The organism is Stenotrophomonas sp. STEN008 (assembly GCF_056760435.1).
The window spans coordinates 47,409-66,636 of the sequence record NZ_JBRRET010000012.1; the positions used below are offsets into that span (position 1 = coordinate 47,409).

Annotated in this window: 11 protein-coding genes; 4 read left to right on the top strand and 7 right to left on the bottom strand. The window is 67.6% G+C overall.

The features are described from left to right. Positions 1-32: 32 nt before the first annotated feature. The 4 genes from ACVOME_RS08360 to ACVOME_RS08375 all read right to left on the bottom strand — a co-directional run bounded on the left by ACVOME_RS08360 (position 33) and on the right by ACVOME_RS08375 (position 5,533). Entirely contained in the window at positions 33-1,364 is a 1,332-nt protein-coding gene (locus ACVOME_RS08360) for an O-antigen ligase family protein (RefSeq protein ID WP_481504971.1), read from the bottom strand. After that, complete coding sequence (locus ACVOME_RS08365; RefSeq protein ID WP_481504972.1) at positions 1,345-2,460, bottom strand: glycosyltransferase; 1,116 nt, start codon at positions 2,458-2,460, stop codon at positions 1,345-1,347. The genes ACVOME_RS08360 and ACVOME_RS08365 overlap by 20 nt, the downstream gene beginning before the upstream one ends. 13 nt (positions 2,461-2,473) lie before the next feature. After that, complete coding sequence (locus ACVOME_RS08370; RefSeq protein ID WP_053517405.1) at positions 2,474-2,671, bottom strand: zinc-finger domain-containing protein; 198 nt, start codon at positions 2,669-2,671, stop codon at positions 2,474-2,476. Positions 2,672-2,791: 120 nt separating this feature from the next. After that, positions 2,792-5,533 carry a TonB-dependent receptor plug domain-containing protein gene (locus tag ACVOME_RS08375; RefSeq protein WP_080375260.1) on the bottom strand — a complete coding sequence of 914 codons (2,742 nt, stop codon included), beginning with the start codon at positions 5,531-5,533 and terminating at the stop codon, positions 2,792-2,794. Between the two features lie 459 nt (positions 5,534-5,992). Here ACVOME_RS08375 and ACVOME_RS08380 point away from each other — a divergent pair, with 459 nt between their 5' ends. Beyond that, complete coding sequence (locus tag ACVOME_RS08380; RefSeq protein WP_481504973.1) at positions 5,993-9,337, top strand: GH92 family glycosyl hydrolase; 3,345 nt, start codon at positions 5,993-5,995, stop codon at positions 9,335-9,337. Positions 9,338-9,342: 5 nt separating this feature from the next. Beyond that, positions 9,343-10,089: a basic secretory protein-like protein gene (locus ACVOME_RS08385; RefSeq protein WP_340044939.1), complete on the top strand. Its 747-nt coding sequence runs from the start codon at positions 9,343-9,345 to the stop codon at positions 10,087-10,089. A gap of 96 nt (positions 10,090-10,185) precedes the next feature. Here the strand turns inward: ACVOME_RS08385 and ACVOME_RS08390 are convergent, their stop codons facing one another. Together ACVOME_RS08390 and ACVOME_RS08395 are read right to left on the bottom strand one after the other, a co-directional pair. Continuing rightward, positions 10,186-12,477 (bottom strand): NADP-dependent malic enzyme, encoded by a 2,292-nt coding sequence (locus ACVOME_RS08390; RefSeq protein ID WP_065175119.1) that lies wholly within the window; start codon positions 12,475-12,477, stop codon positions 10,186-10,188. A 230-nt stretch (positions 12,478-12,707) separates the two neighbouring features. Further along, a complete protein-coding gene (locus ACVOME_RS08395) occupies positions 12,708-14,051 on the bottom strand; it encodes a dicarboxylate/amino acid:cation symporter (RefSeq protein WP_053517411.1) in 1,344 nt (447 codons plus the stop codon). A 332-nt stretch (positions 14,052-14,383) separates the two neighbouring features. On the opposite strand from ACVOME_RS08395, the gene ACVOME_RS08400 reads away from it, so the two are divergent. Both ACVOME_RS08400 and ACVOME_RS08405 read left to right on the top strand, forming a co-directional pair. After that, positions 14,384-15,553: an OprO/OprP family phosphate-selective porin gene (locus tag ACVOME_RS08400; protein WP_053517412.1), complete on the top strand. Its 1,170-nt coding sequence runs from the start codon at positions 14,384-14,386 to the stop codon at positions 15,551-15,553. A gap of 68 nt (positions 15,554-15,621) precedes the next feature. Beyond that, positions 15,622-18,267: a hybrid sensor histidine kinase/response regulator gene (locus ACVOME_RS08405; RefSeq protein ID WP_180875860.1), complete on the top strand. Its 2,646-nt coding sequence runs from the start codon at positions 15,622-15,624 to the stop codon at positions 18,265-18,267. Positions 18,268-18,578: 311 nt separating this feature from the next. On the opposite strand, the gene ACVOME_RS08410 is transcribed toward ACVOME_RS08405, so the two are convergent. Next, positions 18,579-19,226 carry a response regulator gene (locus ACVOME_RS08410; protein ID WP_053517414.1) on the bottom strand — a complete coding sequence of 216 codons (648 nt, stop codon included), beginning with the start codon at positions 19,224-19,226 and terminating at the stop codon, positions 18,579-18,581. Between the last annotated feature and the right edge of the window lie 2 nt (positions 19,227-19,228).

Genomic DNA, 19,228 nt, shown 5'->3' on the forward strand with positions numbered 1-19,228 from the left:
ACTGAAACAGTCAAACGGTCATGGATCTGCGATCAGCCGACGCGTGGTGAGTCATCCGCGTCATGCGCCAGCAGGCTGCCGGCGAACAGCGCCGCCAGCAGCACGGTCAGCCCACCCCAGAACGCAGAGTAGAACGCCAGGTGGGTGTTGAGCGGGAACACGGTGACCGCCAGCGCCAGCATCGCCGGCCGCGCCCGCTCGCGGGCCGCGGTCGGTGCGAAGCGCCACGCCCGCCAGGCCTGTGCCACGGCGGCCAGCCACAACAGCAGGCCCAGCGCGCCGGTCTCGGCCAGGATCTCCAGCACGATCTGGTGCGCGTGCAGGGCCGGTTCCGCGCCCCACACCGCGGTTCCCTCCCCTGCGACGCAGGCGGGATACGCATCGCGGAAGCCACGCGCGCCGACACCGTTGATCGGATGTGCTTCGATCATGCACGCCGCTGCGCTCCAGATTCGCGCACGCCCGGACAACGCCTGGTCGACGCCCGTCTCGTCCCCATCCCAGGCCATCGTCGTGCGCAGCACGCGCTCACGCAGCTGCGGCACACTGGCAACCAGGACCCCGGCCCCCAGGACCCCGACCATCGCCAACAGCGCCAGCCGCTTCCAGCCGAACTGGCGCATGCCGCTGTAGGCCAGCACGAGCGCGAAGGTGATCCACGAGGCGCGTGAGCCGGCCAGCAGCAACACACTGCCGAGGGCTGCAGCGGCCAGCAGCCAGCCGGCAGCACCGAAGCGGCGCGCCAGCGGCAGCAGCAGGAACGGCGACAGGCTGGCCAGCACCTGGCCGAATTTCAGGTTGCACGGGCCCAGTACGCCACTGAGCCGGTCGGCCAACGCCGCTTCATCGGCCGGGCACAGCGCACGCCCGCTGATTGCCAGTTTGAGCTGCTCCAGCGACCAGAACCATGGGCTGGTGCCGGCCACCGCCTGTACCAGCGCATCCAGCGTCCAGGCGCCGGTGATCACCGCCAGTCCACCCAGGCTGAGTCTGCGCCGCTCCGGCGTGGCCACTGCGATCGCTACCAGCCACATGAAGGGCAGGTAGCGCAGGCCTCCTGCCGCCTTGGTCCACGAGGCCGACGGGTCGATCGCATCGAATGCGGAAAATGCCTGCGGCAACCAGTAGCCGAGGAACAGGATCGAGGTCAGCGCCCAGGCCGCCGGGCTCAGCAGATGCGGCCGGCGCTGCAGGCGGCGGATGACCATGCGCACTGCGGCATAGATTGCACCCAGGCCCAGGACGGTCTCGGCGATGCCTGGCAGCGGCCACAACGCCACGTAGGCAAGCACCCACAAGGGCGCCCAGCGCCCGGCGCGTTCATCGCGCAGGACCGCTGCGGTGTCAGCCTGCGAGGTCGGCATAGAGACGGAGGGTATCGCGCTGCATGGCCTGCAGGGTAAACGGGATACGGCCCGGCAACGATGGCGGCTGCGCCAGAAGGGCCAGCGCACGTTCACCCAGTGCCTGCGCATCTCCCACCGGCACCGCGCCGGTGGGCTGGAGCTGCTGCAGCAGTTCGCCCACCCCACCGTGGTTCCAGCCGAGCACCGGCCGGCCCACCGACAGTGCTTCCACTACAGTACGACCGAAGGCTTCGGGCTTGTCGGACAGCTGCAGCACCAGATCGCTGGCGGCATAGGCCTGGGCAATGCGGGCGGTCGGCGTGCTGATGTGGACCGCGTCTGCGATGCCGAGCGTGGCGGCCTGGCGGCGCAGGTCGGCCACATAGGCTTCGCGCCCCGGCTCGTCGGTGCCCAGCATCCACAGCTGCGCCGGCACGCCGGCAGCGCGGACGTCGGCCAGCAGCTGCAGCGCGTGCGTGTGCCCCTTCAGGCGCGTACCACGGCCCGGCAGCAGCAGCAGCGGCCCGTCCACCCCGGCCAGCCACGGGTAGTCCGCCACCAGCGACAGGCGCGGCCGGCGATCACCGCGCGCCACCCGCGGGAACTGACTGACATCGACACCACGCGGGATCACCCGCAGGTGGTCCTCCGGCACGGTCGGATAGTGGCGCTGCACGTATGCGCGCACGCTGTTGGAGACACAGATCACCCGCTCGCCGCTGGTCATCACCGCGCTGTAGCGGCTGGGCGAGTTCAGCCCGTGCACGGTGGTTACCCAGTGCGGCCGCTGCGCCTGCGGCATCGCCCGGATCGCATACAGCCCCAGCCATGCGGGCAGGCGCGAGCGGGCGTGCACGATATCGGCGCCGACCTCGGCGAACAGGCGACGCAGGGTCGGCAGATGACGCAGGGTCAGCAGCGACTTGCGGCCGATATCGAGGGTGAGATGCTCGGCACCGCTGGCCAGCAGCGGTTCAACGAGGCGGCCACCGGCAGACACCACCAGCGCGCGATGGCCGGCTGCCACCAGTGCCGACGCGATTTCCAGGGTCGAGCGCTCGACGCCGCCGGAGTGCAGCGCCGGCAGCAACTGCACCACGGTCAGTCGACGCATCGGTGAAGGCCGTTCAGTCAGCCAGTACGAACACGGAACCGCAGTACGGGCACTGCGCTTCACCGTTGGGTTCGTCTTCGATCGCCAGGTAGACCCGCGGATGCGAGTTCCACAGCGCCATCTCCGGGGTCGGGCAGCTCAGCGGCAGGTCGCTGCGGTGCACGGTGTAGCGCTTCTCGGCGTTGGCGGGCGCGGTGGCGGTATGGCTCATGGCGGATGTCGATGAACGGATTGCGAGGCCTGCGATTCTAGCACCTGGGGCGGCGACCCGGCCGCCCCTGTCCTTTCCTTGCCCCCGTCCCCTGACAGCCGGGACCTGCCAGCGCCCGGCCTACTGGAAGTCCAGCGACAGCTCCAGGAAGGCCGAGCGGCCATAGGCGTTGTAGATGCCCTGATCGTAGTACGGCCAGTTGCCGTTGCTGCGGTCGATCGGCGGCATCTCGTCGGTCAGGTTGTTGACCGTCAGCAGCAGGCTGGCCAGGTCATTGATGCGGTAGCCGACCGTGGCGTTCCAGGTGGTCCACGGGCCGATGTTGCGCTGCTCGCCACGGCTGTCCCAGGTGGGCGCGTTGCGCACGCCGAACGCACTGGCGCTGAACGGCCCGCGCTTCCAGTTCACGCCCAGCGTGGCCCGGTACTGCAGTTCATTGGAATTGCCGCAGCACAACTGGTCGTAGACCGGATCGCCTTCCTTGTCCTGGGTGGTGTGCTTGAGCGGGCGGTAGTAGCCCGCGTTGACCGTGAAATCTCCCACCGAGGAGGTACCCCAGCGATAGTCCAGCGCTGCCTGCACACCGGTCTGGCGTTGGCTGGCGATGTTGATCGGGTAGGAGAACACCTTGTCCACACCGTTGGGGTTGAGCGGATCGGTGGCCGGCTTGCGCTGCACCTGGCCCAGGACCTGCTGGCAGGTGGGCGAGGTGATGTCGAAGCGGGTCTGCCCGTTCTCCGATACGCCCAGCCGGCAGTTGGCCTCGGTGTCGAGGATGCTGTCGGTACCGAGGATGCGTACTTCGTTCTCGATCACCACCGAGTTGTAGTCCACCGACAACGTCAGCGCGTTGTCCAGTGTCGACCACACCGCACCATAGGTGAACGTGCGTGCAGTGATGTCCTTCAGATCGCGGTTGCCGGTACTGGAAGACAGCACCGCCAACCCGGACTGCTCGCAGTCATCGAAGTTGTCGGAGGTGTAACCGGCCTGCCGGCACTGGTAGAGGTCGGTGTTGGTGGTATAGCCGCTGCTCTCGCGGGAAAACAGGTAGAACATGTCCGGCGAACGGAACGCAGTGGCGTAGCTGCCACGCAGCAGCAGCGATTCGATCGGCCGGTACTCCAGGCCAAGCTTCCAGGTCGCCTTGCCGTTGCCGCCACCGCCCTGCAGGGCGTACTTGTCGTAGCGGCCGGACAGATTGGCGCTGAAGGTATCGATGATCGGCACCTGCAGTTCCGCACCCAGCGCGTACAGGTCCCGCTGGCCCTGCGCCGAGGTGCCGGCGGTCTGCCCGCGGAACAGCACACCGGCATCGGGATCGGCCGACTGGTTGAAGAACTTCTCGCGCTGGCCCTGGGCGATCAGCGCGAAACCGACGTCGCCGGCCGGCAGGGTGAACAGCGAACGATGGGTCAGCAGTGCCGTCACTGCTGTGCGCGACGCGCTGGATGCAGCACGGTTGAGGCCGCTGAAGCTGTCGTACTGGTCGCGGGTGATCGGCTGGTACAGGCGCGACAGGTCCGGGGCGTAGACCTCGTAGCCATCCTGCATGCCCAGCATCGGCCCCAGGTAGTAATCGTCCACGCCGTTCCGGGCGAGGAAGTCGGTGGATTTGCGGGTGACATCGGTGCTGGAACGGTTGACGTAGACGTCGTAGTCGAAGCTGCCCAGCACGCCACGCACGCCGGCGGTGACGTTCAGCGATCGCGTGTAGACGCGCTGGTCCTTGGCATCCAGGCCGACTTCCTCGGGCGCGTAGATGCGCTGCCACTGCTCGTACTGGCCGCTGGTGCGGTTGTAGAAGGTCTTGTTCCAGAACGGGCTGCCACCGCTGTAGGTCGGCCGGCTGAAGCCGAACAGGATGTCCGAGTACAACTCGGTATCCGGGCTGAGGTGATAACGCAGGAAGGTGGTCGCGTTGACGTCCTGGCTGGCGTTGTACAGCGACGCGGTGCCGACGTTGTCGGGGGTGCCGCAGTAGTAGCCACCGCCGGAAATGTCGCGGTGCGCGTACACGGTGCTGCCACCGAACAGATTCGACAGCGGCGCGCAGGTGGCCGCGCCCGGGTCGATGTAGGCGTTGGGCCCCTGGCGCATGCGCAGGAAGCTGCGCGATGGATCCTGCGGCCCGGTCGGGTTGTCGTTGACGCTGTCGATGCGGCTGCGGTCGAAGGCGTAGATCGCCTTCTGGTTGGTGTATTCCAGCCCGTAACTGATATCGAGGTTGCCGAAGGTCTGCCCACTGCTGGCGCTGAAGCGCTGGCTGGAACCGCCGCCCTGGCTGTAACCACCGACGCGGTAGCGCAGATGGGTGCCTTCCACGCGGTCTTTCAGCACGATGTTGACTACGCCGGCCACGGCCGAGGAGCCATACACCGAGGACTGGCCACCGGTGAGCACATCGATGCGTTCGACCATGCCCAGCGGGATGTTGGCAATGTCGGCGATGCTGGTGTTGCCGTTGTAGGCCAGCGGATAGCTGTTGATCGGCCGCCCGTTGATGAGGGTAAGGGTGTAGCTGGGGTCCAGACCGAACAGGCTGATGGTCTTGGCGCCCGGAGTGTAGAAGCCGGTTCCCTGGGAATCCTGCACCGACCCATTGGAGACCGGCAGCGAGCGCAGCGCATCGAACACCGTGGTGAAACCCTGCGCCTGGATCTGCTCGGCGGTGATGGTCGTCACCGGTGAGGGGCCCTCCACCTGCGCGCGCGGAATGAGCGACCCGGTCACCGTGACCGCATCCAGGTCGCGCGTACGCGGCGGATCGGCGCCCTCCCCTGCGTTGGAGGACTGGGCCTGCACGGCCAGCGGCGACAGCAGCAGCGAAGACATCAACAACGACAGCAACCTCGGTTTCATCAAGCGCTCTCCAGAGACGGATGACGGTCCTGCCGGTGGGGGACGGACGGGAGGGTCGTGGATGGACGGTGGTGACGGGCAGCAGCAGCAAGCGCAGGCCGCCCGCCCGGATCAGGGCATGCAGGGTGTTCCGGGACAGATGGAAGGGTTGGGATCGGGACGGGAAGGACGCCGCCTTCCCCGGGCCTGGACCCCGGCCACTTTTAAATCGATCCAATCCCCTCTGTCAATAATTTGAAATGAAACGTTTTTCCCGGATTTGGATCGAACTAATTGCACTTGTCAGGGGGCAACGCACTGAGGCAGGATCGGGACCACTCCGACGACCCGATCGCATGGCCCGCCCCCACCGGACCGGCATCGCTCCTTTCCACCGCCCCTGGGCGGCGGGCGCGATGCTGGCCGTGGTACGTGCCGATGCGGGTCCTGCCTGCCGCCTGCCCTTCCGGGAGACCCTGCATGACCCTTTCCGATCCGCGCCGCGCCCTGCTTCCGCTCGCCCTGGCCCTGGCCTGCGCCACGCCCGCCCTGCCCGCAGTGGCACAGGGCCTGCAGACCTCGTTCGAAGCAGGTGAGCCCGCACCGGCCAAGGCCGGCGGCGCGCTGCAGGTGCAGATCGGCACCGGTCCGGCGGCGCCGTATGCGGCCAAGCGCAACGCCGGCTACAGCGGCCTGCGCGCGCTGCACTACCAGGCCGACGGCGGCGCGGCGCGGCGCGACCTGTTCAGCACGGACCTGACCATCGACGCCGACACCACCCTGTCCTGGCTGGTGCTGCCGGAGATCGTCGACAAGGACACGGTGGCCTCCACCTACGTCTCGCTGGACCTGCGCCTGGACGATGGCAGCCGTGTATCGGCCAGCTCCGCGCGTGATCAGCACGGCATCGCCGTGGGCGCGCGTGCGCAGGGCGATTCGAAAACGCTGTACCCGCAGCAGTGGGCGCGCAAGGCCGTACGCCTGGGCGATGTGCCTGCGCTGCGCGGCCGCCGGGTGGTCGCCATCGAGCTGGAAGTGGCCAGCGCCGACGGTGCGCCGGTGTCCGGCTGGATCGATGACGTGCGCCTGGATGCGCAGCCGCGGCAAGTGCCGCAGCGGGTCTCGGACTGGGTGCTGACCACCCGCGGTACGCAGGCCAATGGCACGTTCTCGCGCGGCAACAATTTCCCGGCCACGGCGGTGCCGCACGGCTTCAACTTCTGGACCCCGGTGACCGATGCCGGTGCACTGAACTGGCTGTACCGCTGGAACGAGCAGAACGATGCGAACAACCGCCCGCAGCTGCAGGCGCTCGCGCTGAGTCACCAGCCCAGTCCCTGGATGGGCGACCGCCAGACCTTCCAGGTGATGCCATCGGCCAGCCGCGGTGTGCCCGAGGCCGACCGCAGCAAGCGGGCACTGTCCTTCGACCGCACGCACGAGAACGCGCGCCCCTACCGCTACGACGTGCGCTTCGACAACGGCATCGCCGCCTCCATCGCGCCGACGGACCACGCCGCGGTCTTCCGCTTCGATTTCCCTGCGGAAGGTGATGCCAACCTGCTGTTCGACAATGTGGACGCACGCGGCGGGCTGACACTGGATGCGGCCACGCAGACACTGTCCGGCTACACCGACACCCGCAGCGGCCTGTCCAACGGTGCCGGCCGCATGTTCGTGGTGGCCCGCTTCGACCGGCCCTGGCGCAACAGCGGACGCATCGACAGCGGCCGCCCGACCGGCTACATCAAGTTCGATGCCGGCAGCGATCGCCGCGTCACCATGCGCATTGCCACCTCGCTGATCTCGCTCGAACAGGCGCGGCACAACCTTGCTCTGGAGATTTCCGCCACGGATACGCTGGAAAGCGTGGCCGGCCGCGCCCAGGATGCCTGGGATGCGCGCCTGGCCCGCTTCGATATCGGCGATGCCACGGACGACCAGAAAACCACGCTGTACTCCAGCCTCTACCGGTTGTACCTGTATCCCAACTCCGGCCACGAAAACGTCGGCAGCGCTGCCGCCCCCGAGTGGCGTTACGCCAACCAGGCCAGCGCCAGCGAGAACAACACCGATGGCAGTGACAGTCGCACCTTCAGTGGCGTGCGCGATGGCCGGGTGTTCGTCAACAATGGCTTCTGGGATACGTTCCGCACGACGTGGCCGGCGTACGCACTGTTCACGCCGGAGGACGCCGGCCAGCTCGTGCAGGGTTTCATCGAGCAGTACCGCGCGGGCGGCTGGATCGCCCGCTGGTCATCGCCGGGCTACGCGGACCTGATGGTCGGCACCAGTTCCGACGTGGCCTTCGCCGACGCATGGCTGAAGGGCGTCGGCGGTTTCGATCCCGCCGAGGCCTATGCCGCGGCGCTGAAGAATGCCACCGTGGTACCGCCCGATCGCCATGTAGGGCGCAAGGGCATGGACCGCTCGACGTTCCGCGGCTATGCCAGTGCCGACGTGCATGAAGGCATGTCATGGACGATGGAAGGCGCGCTGAACGACTTCGGCATCGCCAACATGGCCGAGGCACTGGCCAAGCGCGCGACCACCGCCGCGCAGCGCGAGCGCTACAGCACCGAAGCCGACTACTTCCGCTACCGCGCTGCCGGCTACGCGACCCTGTTCGACCCTGCCGCCGGCTTCTTCCAGGGCCGCAAGGCCGACGGCAGCTGGCGCGTGGACGCCAAGGACTACGATCCGCGCGTGTGGGGCCACGACTACACCGAATCCAACGGCTGGACGTTCGCCTTCACCGCCGCGCACGATGGCGAGGGCCTGGCCGCGCTGTACGGTGGCCGCGACAGGCTGGCCGCCAAGCTCGATGCCTTCTTTGCCACGCCGGAGACCGCCGATGCAGCGTTTGCAGGCTCCTACGGCGGCATCATCCATGAGATGACCGAAGCGCGCGACGTGCGCATGGGCATGTACGCGCACAGCAACCAGCCGGCGCACCATATCCCGTGGATGTATCTGTACGCCGGGCAGCCCTGGAAGACCCAGCAGCACGTGCGCGAGATCCTGTCGCGGCTGTACGTGGGCAGCGAGATCGGCCAGGGCTATCCGGGCGATGAGGACAATGGCGAGACGTCCGCGTGGTACGTGCTGGCTTCGCTGGGCCTGTATCCACTGCGGATGGGCGCGCCGGAATACGTGATCGGCTCCCCGGCATTCAGGCACGCCCGGGTGGAACTGCAGGGTGGCGCGGTGCTGACCGTCAACGCGCCGCAGAACTCCGCGGAGAACGTCTACGTCCAGTCGCTGAAGATCAACGGCACGCCATGGACCCGGACCTGGGTACCGCACGAGGTGATCGCCAAGGGCGCGACGCTGGACTTCGAGATGGGCCCGCAGCCTTCGCGCTGGGGCACAGGCGCCGACGACGTGCCCCGTTCGCTGACCGCACCGGGCCAGCGACCGCAGATGCTGCACGATCTGCTGGGCAGCGGCGCGCGCGCTGCGCTGGCCGATGGCCGCGTGGTGCCCGCGCTGTTGGACGACGATGCGACCACGGCCGTTCCGCTGGGCGCGGGTGCCACCCTCATGCTGGGCGCCGTGGGTGATGGCGCGCCGACGATGTATACGCTGACCAGCGGCGAAGGGCCGATCCGGGGGGCTGGATGGACGCTGGAAGCCCGTAACGGCGTCGGCCGCTGGACCACGCTGGACCAGCGGCGTGGCGAAGACTTCAGTGCTGCGCGGCAGACCCGTCCGTTCCGCATCGCCTCGCCCTCACGCTATGCCGAGTACCGCCTGCGCGTAACTGCGCCGGGACGCCTGCAGCTGGCTGAGATCGAACTGCTGTCCCCCTCCACTGTCCGGTGACCCCAATGCGCATTCGCCTGCTGACTCTTGCACTTGCTGCATTCACCCTGCCCGGCATTGCGCTGGCCCAGCCGTCGCAGCCCCGGGCCTTCGATGGCCAGTTCACCCGCGAAGGCATCACGTTGCACTACCAGGATGCGACCGGTGCGCTGGCCGCACCGGCACGCCAGCGCATCGTCGATACGTTCTATTCCGCCTACCTGCGCGAACGGGCGGACTTCCACCCGGCGGCACCGGCCGAGGTGCACATCGTGATCGATCCGGCCTACGACGGCGTCGCCTACGTGGGCGAGAAGGACAAGGCGAGCACCATCACCATCAACCCGGGCTGGCTGGTGAAGCACCCCGATGACATCGACCTGGTGACCCACGAGGCGATGCACATCGTGCAGGGCTACCCGAGCTACGGCGACACGCGGGTGCCGGGCTGGCTGGTGGAAGGCATCGCCGACTACGCCCGCGACCGCTACGGCACGGACAATGCCGCAGCGGGCTGGGCGCTGCCGGAAAAAGTGGGCAAGGGCCAGAGCGTGGAAAGCGGCTACCGGGTAACCGGGGCCTTCCTGAAATGGGCCGAAGCTGGACACCCCGGCTTGGTACTCGCGCTGGACAAGGCCCTGCGCAACGGCCAGTACACCCTGGCGCTGTGGCAGCAGCACACCGGCAAGGGCCTGCCGGCGCTATGGGCCGAGTACGCCAAGCCGCGTTCGGATGCCCCGCCGCCGGCACCGGCACGACCCGGCAAGCGCTGACCGGTAGCGCCGGGCCATGCCCGGCGGAATGCCTGATTTGCCGCGCTGCGCGCTCGCCGGGCATGGCCCGGCGCTACCGATCGCGGTGACGAAGGATTACGCCTTCTTTTCCGCTTCCAGCTGCTTGCGGATCTGCGCATCGACCGCAGCGATGGCGGTCATGTTCAGGATGCGGCGCGAGGTCGCGCTGGTGGTCAGGATGTGCACCGGCTTGTTCACGCCCATCAGGATCGGGCCGATCGCCACGCCATCGGTGAACACACGCACCAGGTTGTAGGCGATGTTGGCCGCTTCCAGATTGGGCAGCACGAACAGGTTGGCGCGACCCTGCAGGGTGGAACCCGGCAGCAGTTTCTGGCGCAGCGCCTCGTCCCAGGCGGTATCGCCCTGCATCTCGCCGTCCACGTTCAGGCGCGGATTGCGCTTGAGCAGCAGCTCGCGGACCTGGCGCATCTTCAGCGCGTCCTTGGAATCGTGGCTGCCGAAATTGGAGTGCGACAGCAGCGCCACCTTCGGTTCGATGCCGAACAGTTTCATGCGGTACGCAGCCTGCAGGGTCGCCTCGCAGATCTGCTCGGCACTGGGATCTTCCTGCACGTGCGTGTCGACGAAGAAGAACACGCCCTGCTGGTTGATGACGCCGGTCATCGCCGAGGTCGAGGTGACCTTCGGCTCCAGCGGCAGCACGCTGCGGACATAACCCAGCTTCTTGTGGAAACGGCCGACGATGCCGGTCAGCATTGCATCGGCTTCGCCACGCGCGACCATCACCGCGGCGATCAGGGTCGGCCGCGAACGCATCAGGTTCTTCGCCGCCGCCACGGTGACGCCGCGACGACCGGTCAGCCCGTGGTAGTACTGCCAGTATTCGTTGAAGCGCGGATCGTCATTGATGTTGGTGATCTCGAAGTGCTCACCGGCCTTCAGGCGCAGGCCCAGGCGCTCGATGCGCGCTTCGATCACGTCCGGCCGGCCGATCAGGATCGGATGTGCGAGCCCTTCATCGACCACGTTCTGCACCGCCTGCAGCACCACTTCCTCTTCGCCTTCGGCGTAGACCACGCGCTGCTTGTCGGTGCGTGCACGGTCGTACACCGGCTTCATCATCAGGCTGGTGCGGTAGACGAACTGGGCCAGCTTGTCACGGTAGGCGCCCATGTCGGCGATCGGCCGGGCGGCCACCCCCGAGTCCATCGCGGCCTGGGCCACGGCAGCGGACAGCTCCACCAGCAGGCGGCGATCGAACGGGCGCGGGATCAGGTACTCGCGGCCGAAGCTCGGGGTTTCACCGCCGTAGGCCGAGCCCATGTCGGTCGCGGCGCGGCGTGCCAGTGCGGCGATGGCGCGCACGCAGGCGATCTTCATTTCCTCGTTGATCGCGGTGGCGCCCACGTCCAGCGCACCGCGGAACAGGTACGGGAAGCACAGCACGTTGTTGACCTGGTTCGGGTAATCCGAACGGCCGGTGCCGATGATCGCGTCCGGACGCGCCGCACGCGCCACTTCCGGCATGATTTCCGGGGTCGGATTGGCCAGTGCGAAGATCACCGGGTCCGGCGCCATGGTCTTGACCATTTCGGCGGTGAGGATGCCGGGCGCCGACAGGCCCAGGAAGATATCCGCGCCGTCGACGATCTCGGCCAGGGTGCGCTTGTCGGTGTCGCGTGCGTAACGCTGCTTTTCCGGGTCCAGATCGGTACGACCGGTGTGGATCACGCCCTCGCGGTCGAACGCCAGGATGTTCTCCGGCTTCAGGCCCAGCTGCACCAGCATGTTGACGCAGGAAACGCCCGCCGCGCCCATGCCCGTGGTCGCCAGCTTCACCTCCTCGATCTTCTTGCCGGTGATCGCCATGGCGTTCAGCACCGCCGCGCCGACGATGATCGCCGTACCGTGCTGGTCGTCATGGAACACCGGGATCTTCATGCGCTCGCGCAGCTTGCGCTCGACCACGAAGCATTCCGGCGCCTTGATGTCTTCCAGGTTGATGCCGCCGAAGGTCGGCTCCAGCGAGGCGATGATATCGACCAGCTTGTCCGGATCGGTTTCGTCCACTTCGATGTCGAACACATCGATGCCGGCGAACTTCTGGAACAGCACGCCCTTGCCTTCCATCACCGGCTTGCCGGCCAGTGCGCCGATGTTGCCCAGGCCCAGCACCGCGGTGCCGTTGGAGATCACCGCCACCAGGTTGCCGCGGGCGGTCAGCTCGCTGGCCTGCTGCGGGTCGGCCTTGATTGCTTCACAGGCGTACGCCACGCCCGGCGAGTACGCCAGCGACAGGTCGCGCTGGGTCAGCATCGGCTTGGTCGCGGAGACCTTGATCTTGCCCGGCGGGGACATCCGGTGGTAATCGAGGGCGGCCTGTTTGAAATCTTCGTTGGACATCGACGTTGGATACATGAATGGGCAAGAGGGACAGGGGATCATACCCCCGTTGGGGCGCCCGGACCTGTCGCTATCCTGTCGCAGGCATGCTGCGACCGCACAATTCCCTGGCGTATGCGACAACCTGGAGCCACCAGCTTCGGCGCTGCCCATGACAGCCATGGGACGCCTTGAAACGCCGCGGGGCCGCACCACTCACGTGACCGGCCCCGCGGTACCACACACCTGGATCAGCCCTTGGCGGGCAGTGCCTCCGGCACGGCATCGACCGGCGGCGGCAGTTCGCTTTCGCGACCGTCCAGCGCCAGCTTCAGGCGGTCACGGTCCAGTGCGCCTTCCCAGCGCGAAACCACCACGGTGGCCACGGCATTGCCGATGAAGTTGGTCAGCGAACGGCATTCGCTCATGAAACGGTCCACGCCGAGGATCAGCGCCATGCCGGCCACGGGCACTTCCGGCACCACGGCCAGGGTGGCCGCCAGGGTGATGAAGCCGGCACCGGTGACGCCGGCCGCGCCCTTGGAGCTGAGCATGGCGACCAGCAGCAGCGCGATCTGGTGGCCCAGGGTCAGTTCGGTGTTGGTGGCCTGGGCGATGAACAGCGCCGCCAGGGTCATGTAGATGTTGGTGCCGTCCAGGTTGAACGAGTAGCCGGTGGGGACCACCAGGCCCACCACCGACTTGCTGCAGCCGGCCCGCTCCATCTTCTCCATCAGCGACGGCAGCGCCGACTCGGACGAAGAGGTACCCAGCACCAGCAGCAGTTCGGCCTTCAGGTAGCGGGCCAGCTTGAACACCGAGAACCCGCACAGGCGGCAGACCACGCCCAGGATGACCGCCACGAACAGGAAGGCGGTGATGTAGAACGAACCGACCAGCCAGGCCAGGTTGATCAACGACCCCACGCCGTACTTGCCGATGGTGAAGGCGATCGCGCCGAAGGCACCGATCGGAGCAGCCTTCATCAGCATGTGCACGAGCTTGAACACCGGAGCCACCAGCGCTTCGAGGAAGTTCTGGATCGGCTTGCCCTTCTCGCCGACCGACGCCAGCGCGATGCCGAACAGCACGGCCACGAACAGCACCTGCAGGATGTTGCCGTCCACGAAGGCGCTGATCAGCGTCTTCGGGATGACATCCATCAGGAAGCCGACCAGGGTCAGGTCATGCGACTTCTCGACGTAGCTGTGCACCGCGGTCTGGTCCAGCTCGGCCGGGTTGATGTTCATGCCCGCGCCAGGCTGTACCACGTGGGCCACGATCATGCCCACGACCAGCGCCAGCGTGGAGAAGAACAGGAAGTAGGCCATGGCCTTGGCGAACACGCGGCCGACCGTGCGCAGATGGGTCATGCCGGCAATGCCGGTGACGATGGTCAGGAAGATCACCGGCGCGATGATCATCTTCACCAGGTTGATGAAGGCATCGCCGAGCGGCTTCATCTTCTCGCCGATCAGGGGTTCGTAATGGCCGAGGATGGCGCCCAGGACGATCGCCACGATCACCTGGAAGTACAGCTGGCGGTAGATCGGCAACGGCTTTGCAGGCGCCGGGGCAGCGGTCGGGATGTGCATGGCGGACTCCGGGGAAGGGCGTTTTCAGGCACGTACGGCCCCGGAACTGCATGGGAGCCGATACCGTGGAAGCTGGTCACCGCCCCCCTCGCTCCACGCGCAGGGTGGCGACCAATGGACGCCTTTGTACGCGCCGGGCACGCCAACGCAGATAACCTATTGGTACTAGCCCCCCGGTTCAGGTGGCCGGGACCCCTAAACTGGCCCGGCATCGCACCGCGCCGGGAGGCCGGTGGCGCGGGCTGAACGGCCCGTGGCGTCCCTGCCCAAGTTCCGGCCCTGGCGGCCGTTGTTGTCCTGACCCTACGCAATCCGAGAGAGCCGCACCCAACATGCGCCCCATTCCCACCCTGCTGGCCCTGTCGCTGGCCGCCCTGCCCGCCTTCGCGTCCGCTGCCGATTTCGACAACTGGCCGACCAAGTACGCGTTCGGCGACGGCACCGAGCTGGCGGCCACCGCCAACATCGCCTACGACTACAACGATTTCTCCTCCGGCAGTGGCCTGGACGATGACGATGCCGTGCGCCGCAAGGAATTCGGCGCCACGCTGAAGAAGAAGGGCGTGTACGACGCGATGGTGTACTACGACTTCCAGGCCGACACCTGGCTGGACGTGTTCCTGCGCCTGGAGAGCAAGGCCTTCGTGGGCCGCGACATCGGCCGCTTCCGCTTCGGCTACATGAAGACGCCGGTCGGCCTGGATGCCAACACCTCCTCGCGCGCCGGTAGCTTCCTGGAGACCGCGCTGCCGGTGCAGGCGTTCTACGCCGGCCGCCGCACCGGTGTGGAATGGGTGCTGGAGCGCCCGCAGTACCTGCTGCAGGCCGGTGCCTACGGCGGCAAGGACCTGCAGGGCGACAACCCCGGCACCACGCAGGCGGTTCGTGCGGTGTGGACGCCGGTGAAGGCGCCTGGCGATGTGATCCACCTGGGCCTGGCCTACTCGCAGGAAAACCCGCGCGGCTACCGCGATGGCCGTGACGTCCATCACGAGGCCAGCGCACGGTTGCGCGCGCGCCCGGAAGCCGGCCTGACCGACATCCGCTACGTGGATTCCGGCGCGCTGGTGACCGCCGACCAGATCCGCCGCACCGGCCTGGAAGGCATCTGGATCCGTGGCCCCTTCTCGCTGCAGGCCGAAGCGCTGCAGGCCACTGTCACCCGCAACGACGGCAAGCCCGACTACACCGGCCACGGCCAGTACGCGATGGCCAGCTGGGTGCTGACCGGCGAGTCCCGTCCGTACAACGCCGGCGCCGTGGCCAACATCAAGCCCGCCCACGACTACGGCGCGGTCGAGCTGGTGGCACGCTACAGCCGCCTGGATCTGGACGACGGCAGCATCCTGGGGGGGCGTCAGCACGACCTTACCCTCGGCGCGAACTGGTACCTGACCAGCCATTTCAAGTTCCAGGCCAACTACGTCAAGGTCGATGCCAGCCGCCGCGGTGTGCACAGCACCCCGGAGATCTTCGAACTGCGCGCACAGATGCACTTCTGATCCGCGCCACGGTGCGGAATCCGGCGGGCATGCACGTCATGCCCGCCCTCACTGCGTAGACTGCCGCCATGTACTGGCTCGGCCGCCACCGGATGCTGCTGCTGACCCTCCTCGCGCTGGCCGGAGGCACCGTGCTGTGCGCGATCGCGGCGGGCCACTACGCGTGGCGCAGCGCCCTGGCTGCCGAGAGCACGCAGGTCCAGCGCCAGCTGCAGCTGTACGGCCAGGGCCTGCAGCAGCGTATCGACCGCTTCGGCACCCTGCCGCAGGTGATGGCACTGGACCCGGACCTGCTGCGCGTACTGCGCACGCCGCCCTCGCCCGCCGAGCGCCAGCAGCTGAACCTGAAACTGCAGCGCGCCAACCAGGTCACCCGAACCTCCACCCTGACCCTGGTCGGCCGCGATGGCGTCGCGGTCGCGGCCAGCAACTGGGACCAGCCGACCACCAACGTCGGCGAGGACTACAGCTACCGGCCCTATTACCAGCAGGCCCTGGCCCACGGCCGCGGCCGCTTCTACGGCATCGGCATGACCACCGGCGTGCCCGGCTATTTCATGTCCGAGGCGATCGTCGACGACCGCGGCCAGCGCATCGGCGTGATCGTGATCAAGATCGAGCTGTCGGCGCTGGAACAGGAGTGGCTGAACAGCCCCGACGTGGTGCTGGCCAGCGACAACCATGACGTAGTGTTCCTGTCCAACCGCGATGCCTGGCGCTACCGCCTGCTGCGGCCGCTGGGCGCGGACGAGCGCCGCGAGATGCTTGATGCCCGCCAGTATGCCGACCGCTCGTTGCAGCCGCTGCGGGTGCGTACCGAGGATGTGCTGGCCGATGGTGGCCGCATGGTGCGCCTGCTCGACCCGGTGCTGCCGCAGGCGATGCTGTGGCAGAGCCTGGCGCTGCCCGACGAACACTGGAACCTGCATCTGCTGCACGATGCCAGTGCCGCCACCAGCGCCGGACGCGGTGCCGCCCTGGCCGGCGCCGCTGCGTGGCTGGCACTGGGGTTCCTGCTGCTGTTCGTGCAGCAGCGCCGGCGCCTGGCCCGGCACCGCCAGCGCAGCCGCAGCGAACTGGAAACCCTGCTCAAGCAGCATGCACAGGAACTGCGCACCGCCCAGGACGGATTGCTGCAGGCTGCCACCGATGCCGACAGCGGCCTGAGCCGCAGCCTGGAGCACCTGCCGCAGGGCGTGGTGATCATTGATCGCGAACAGCGCCTGGTCGCCTGGAATTCGCGCTATCTGGAACTGTTCCGCTTCCCGCCGGGGCTGGTCCGTGTCGGCCGGCCCATCGAAGAACTGTTCCGCTACAACGCACGCCGCGGCCTGCTCGGGCCGGGGCCGATCGACGAGGCCATCGAGCGTCGCCTGAATCACCTGCGCAGTGGCCGCCCGCACATGCGCGAGAGCGAAAAGGACGATGGCACCGTTCTGGAGATCCGTGGCAATCCGCTGCCTGATGGCGGCTTCGTCACCAGCTACGCCGACATCACCAGCTACAAGAACGCTGCACGCGAACTGCGGTCACTGGCCGATGCGCTGGAACACCGCGTGGCCGAGCGCACCCATGACCTCGACGAGGCCCGCCGCGAAGCCGAACAGGCCAACCGCTACAAGACCCGTTTCGTCGCATCCGCGGTGCACGACCTGCTGCAACCGTTGAACGCCGCGCGCATGTTCGTCTCCGTGCTGCGCGGCAAGCTGACCGACCCGGCGCAACAGCAGACCACCGACCACATCGATGCCGCACTGGCCGCGCAGGATGCCATCCTCAACAGCCTGCTCGACATCGCGCGACTGGAGTCAGGCAGCCTGCCCACGCGCGTGCATGCGTTCCGGCTGGGCCCGCTGCTGCAGACGCTGGCACGCGAGTTCGGCATCGCCGCGCAGACACGCGGGCTGGTCGTGGACTGGGTGGATACCCGCGCGGTGGTGGTCAGCGACGAAGCACTGCTGCGCCGCATCCTGCAGAATTTCCTGTCCAACGCACTGCGCTACAGCGAGCGTGGCCGGGTGCTGCTCGGCTGCCGCCGGCGCGGAGACCAGTTGTGGATTGAAGTGCATGACCAGGGCCCCGGCATTCCTGATGCGCTGCAGGGTGAAATCTTCGAGGAATTCCGCCGTCTGCACGATGGTCACCAGCGCGGCGCCGGCCTGGGCCTGGCAATCGTCGACCGTATCGGCCGCCTGCTCGGCCATCCGATCCGCCTGCGCTCGCAACTGGGGCGAGGCAGCGTGTTCGCAGTGGGCGTACCTCTTGGCGATGCCAACGCGATTCCCGCTGTTGCGCAGGCACCGGCGCAGGCACAGGAACCGGCGGCAGACAATCCGCTGCGCGGCCGCCGCGTGTGGGTGATCGATGATGATCCGCATGTCTGCGCTGCCAGCCGTGCCCTGCTGGAGCGCTGGGGATGCGAGGTGGTGCTGGCCGATGGCCCCCAGGCCGCGCTGCAGCTGGCCGGCGTGGGGTCCGTCCCGGAGCTGGTGCTGCTGGACGTTCGCATGGGCGACCATCACGGGCCGGTGCTGTACGAAGTGCTGGCCGAGCACTGGCAGGCACGGCCGCCGGTGGTGCTGGTGACCGCCGAGCGCGACGCAGGACTGCGCGAAATGGCGGCCGAACGTGGCTGGGGCATGATGGCCAAGCCGGTGAAGCCGCCGGCGCTGCGGGCGCTGATGAGCCAGTTGCTGATCCGCCATCGCGGGTGATTCCAGCCAACGGCGCAGCCCCTCGCCGGTGGCACGTAAAGCAGTCCATGGTTGAGGCCGGGCAGGTTCCTTATTCGTCCACCCACGTGGAAGAAAAAGAAGATCAAACGCGGGTCGCGACGCCGCGCGTGCTCGTGTAGAGCCGAGCCCATGCTCGGCTCCACAGAAGGCGGCCGGACAGGCTGCTTCTGCTTTTGATCTTTTTTCTTCTCCGCAGGGGCAGGCCACCGAAATCTGTCAGAGATCGGCCGGGTTGGGTTCGCGGGGGCGTCCGCCGCATGGATGCGGCAGCCAAGCCTCCAGGGACGGATTCACGGCGCTCCTGCATCACCTTCCGGCTCAAGCGCCTTCACCAGCACCGCGGCCTGCGTGCGGCTGTGGCATTCGAGCTTCTTCAGGATCGCGGTGACATGCACCTTCACCGTGTTTTCGGCCAACCCCAGCGTGTAGGCAATCTGCTTGTTGAGCAGGCCATCGGCCAGGCACAGCAGCACCCGGAACTGCTGCGGTGTCAGCTGCGCCAGGCGGCTGGCCAGCAGTGCATCGGCCTCAGAACGCTCGGCCGCCATCGCCGGGAACCACAGGCCACCCTCCAGCACCGCCGTCACCGCCTCGCCAATGGTCTCGGCGGGCGCCGACTTCGGGATGAAACCGGCTGCGCCGAACTGCTGCGCGCGCCGGATCACCCGGGGATGATCGTTGGACGACAGGATCACCACCGGAATGTCCGGATGCGAGCCGCGCACGTGCAGCAGCGCGGAGAAACCGTGGGCACCGGGCATGGTCAGGTCGAGCAGCACCAGGTCCACGTCAGGATGCGCATCCAGCGCCTCGGCGAGCGCTTCGGCACTGGCCACCTCGCGCACCTGGGCAAGCGGCAGGCTCTGCCGCAATGACTGCACCACCGCCGAACGCAGCAACGGGTGGTCATCGGCGATCAGGATGGTGTATTCGCTCATGC

Excerpts from the sequence above, each read along its gene's own strand:
- ACVOME_RS08395 (WP_053517411.1), bottom strand. The coding sequence starts at position 14,051 with ATGCACATCCCGACCGCTGCCCCGGCGCCTGCAAAGCCGTTGCCGATC.
- ACVOME_RS08405 (WP_180875860.1), top strand. The coding sequence starts at position 15,622 with ATGTACTGGCTCGGCCGCCACCGGATGCTGCTGCTGACCCTCCTCGCG.
- ACVOME_RS08360 (WP_481504971.1), bottom strand. The coding sequence starts at position 1,364 with ATGCCGACCTCGCAGGCTGACACCGCAGCGGTCCTGCGCGATGAACGC.
- ACVOME_RS08385 (WP_340044939.1), top strand. The coding sequence starts at position 9,343 with ATGCGCATTCGCCTGCTGACTCTTGCACTTGCTGCATTCACCCTGCCC.
- ACVOME_RS08365 (WP_481504972.1), bottom strand. The coding sequence starts at position 2,460 with ATGCGTCGACTGACCGTGGTGCAGTTGCTGCCGGCGCTGCACTCCGGC.
- ACVOME_RS08400 (WP_053517412.1), top strand. The coding sequence starts at position 14,384 with ATGCGCCCCATTCCCACCCTGCTGGCCCTGTCGCTGGCCGCCCTGCCC.
- ACVOME_RS08370 (WP_053517405.1), bottom strand. The coding sequence starts at position 2,671 with ATGAGCCATACCGCCACCGCGCCCGCCAACGCCGAGAAGCGCTACACC.
- ACVOME_RS08410 (WP_053517414.1), bottom strand. The coding sequence starts at position 19,226 with ATGAGCGAATACACCATCCTGATCGCCGATGACCACCCGTTGCTGCGT.
- ACVOME_RS08390 (WP_065175119.1), bottom strand. The coding sequence starts at position 12,477 with ATGTCCAACGAAGATTTCAAACAGGCCGCCCTCGATTACCACCGGATG.
- ACVOME_RS08375 (WP_080375260.1), bottom strand. The coding sequence starts at position 5,533 with ATGAAACCGAGGTTGCTGTCGTTGTTGATGTCTTCGCTGCTGCTGTCG.
- ACVOME_RS08380 (WP_481504973.1), top strand. The coding sequence starts at position 5,993 with ATGACCCTTTCCGATCCGCGCCGCGCCCTGCTTCCGCTCGCCCTGGCC.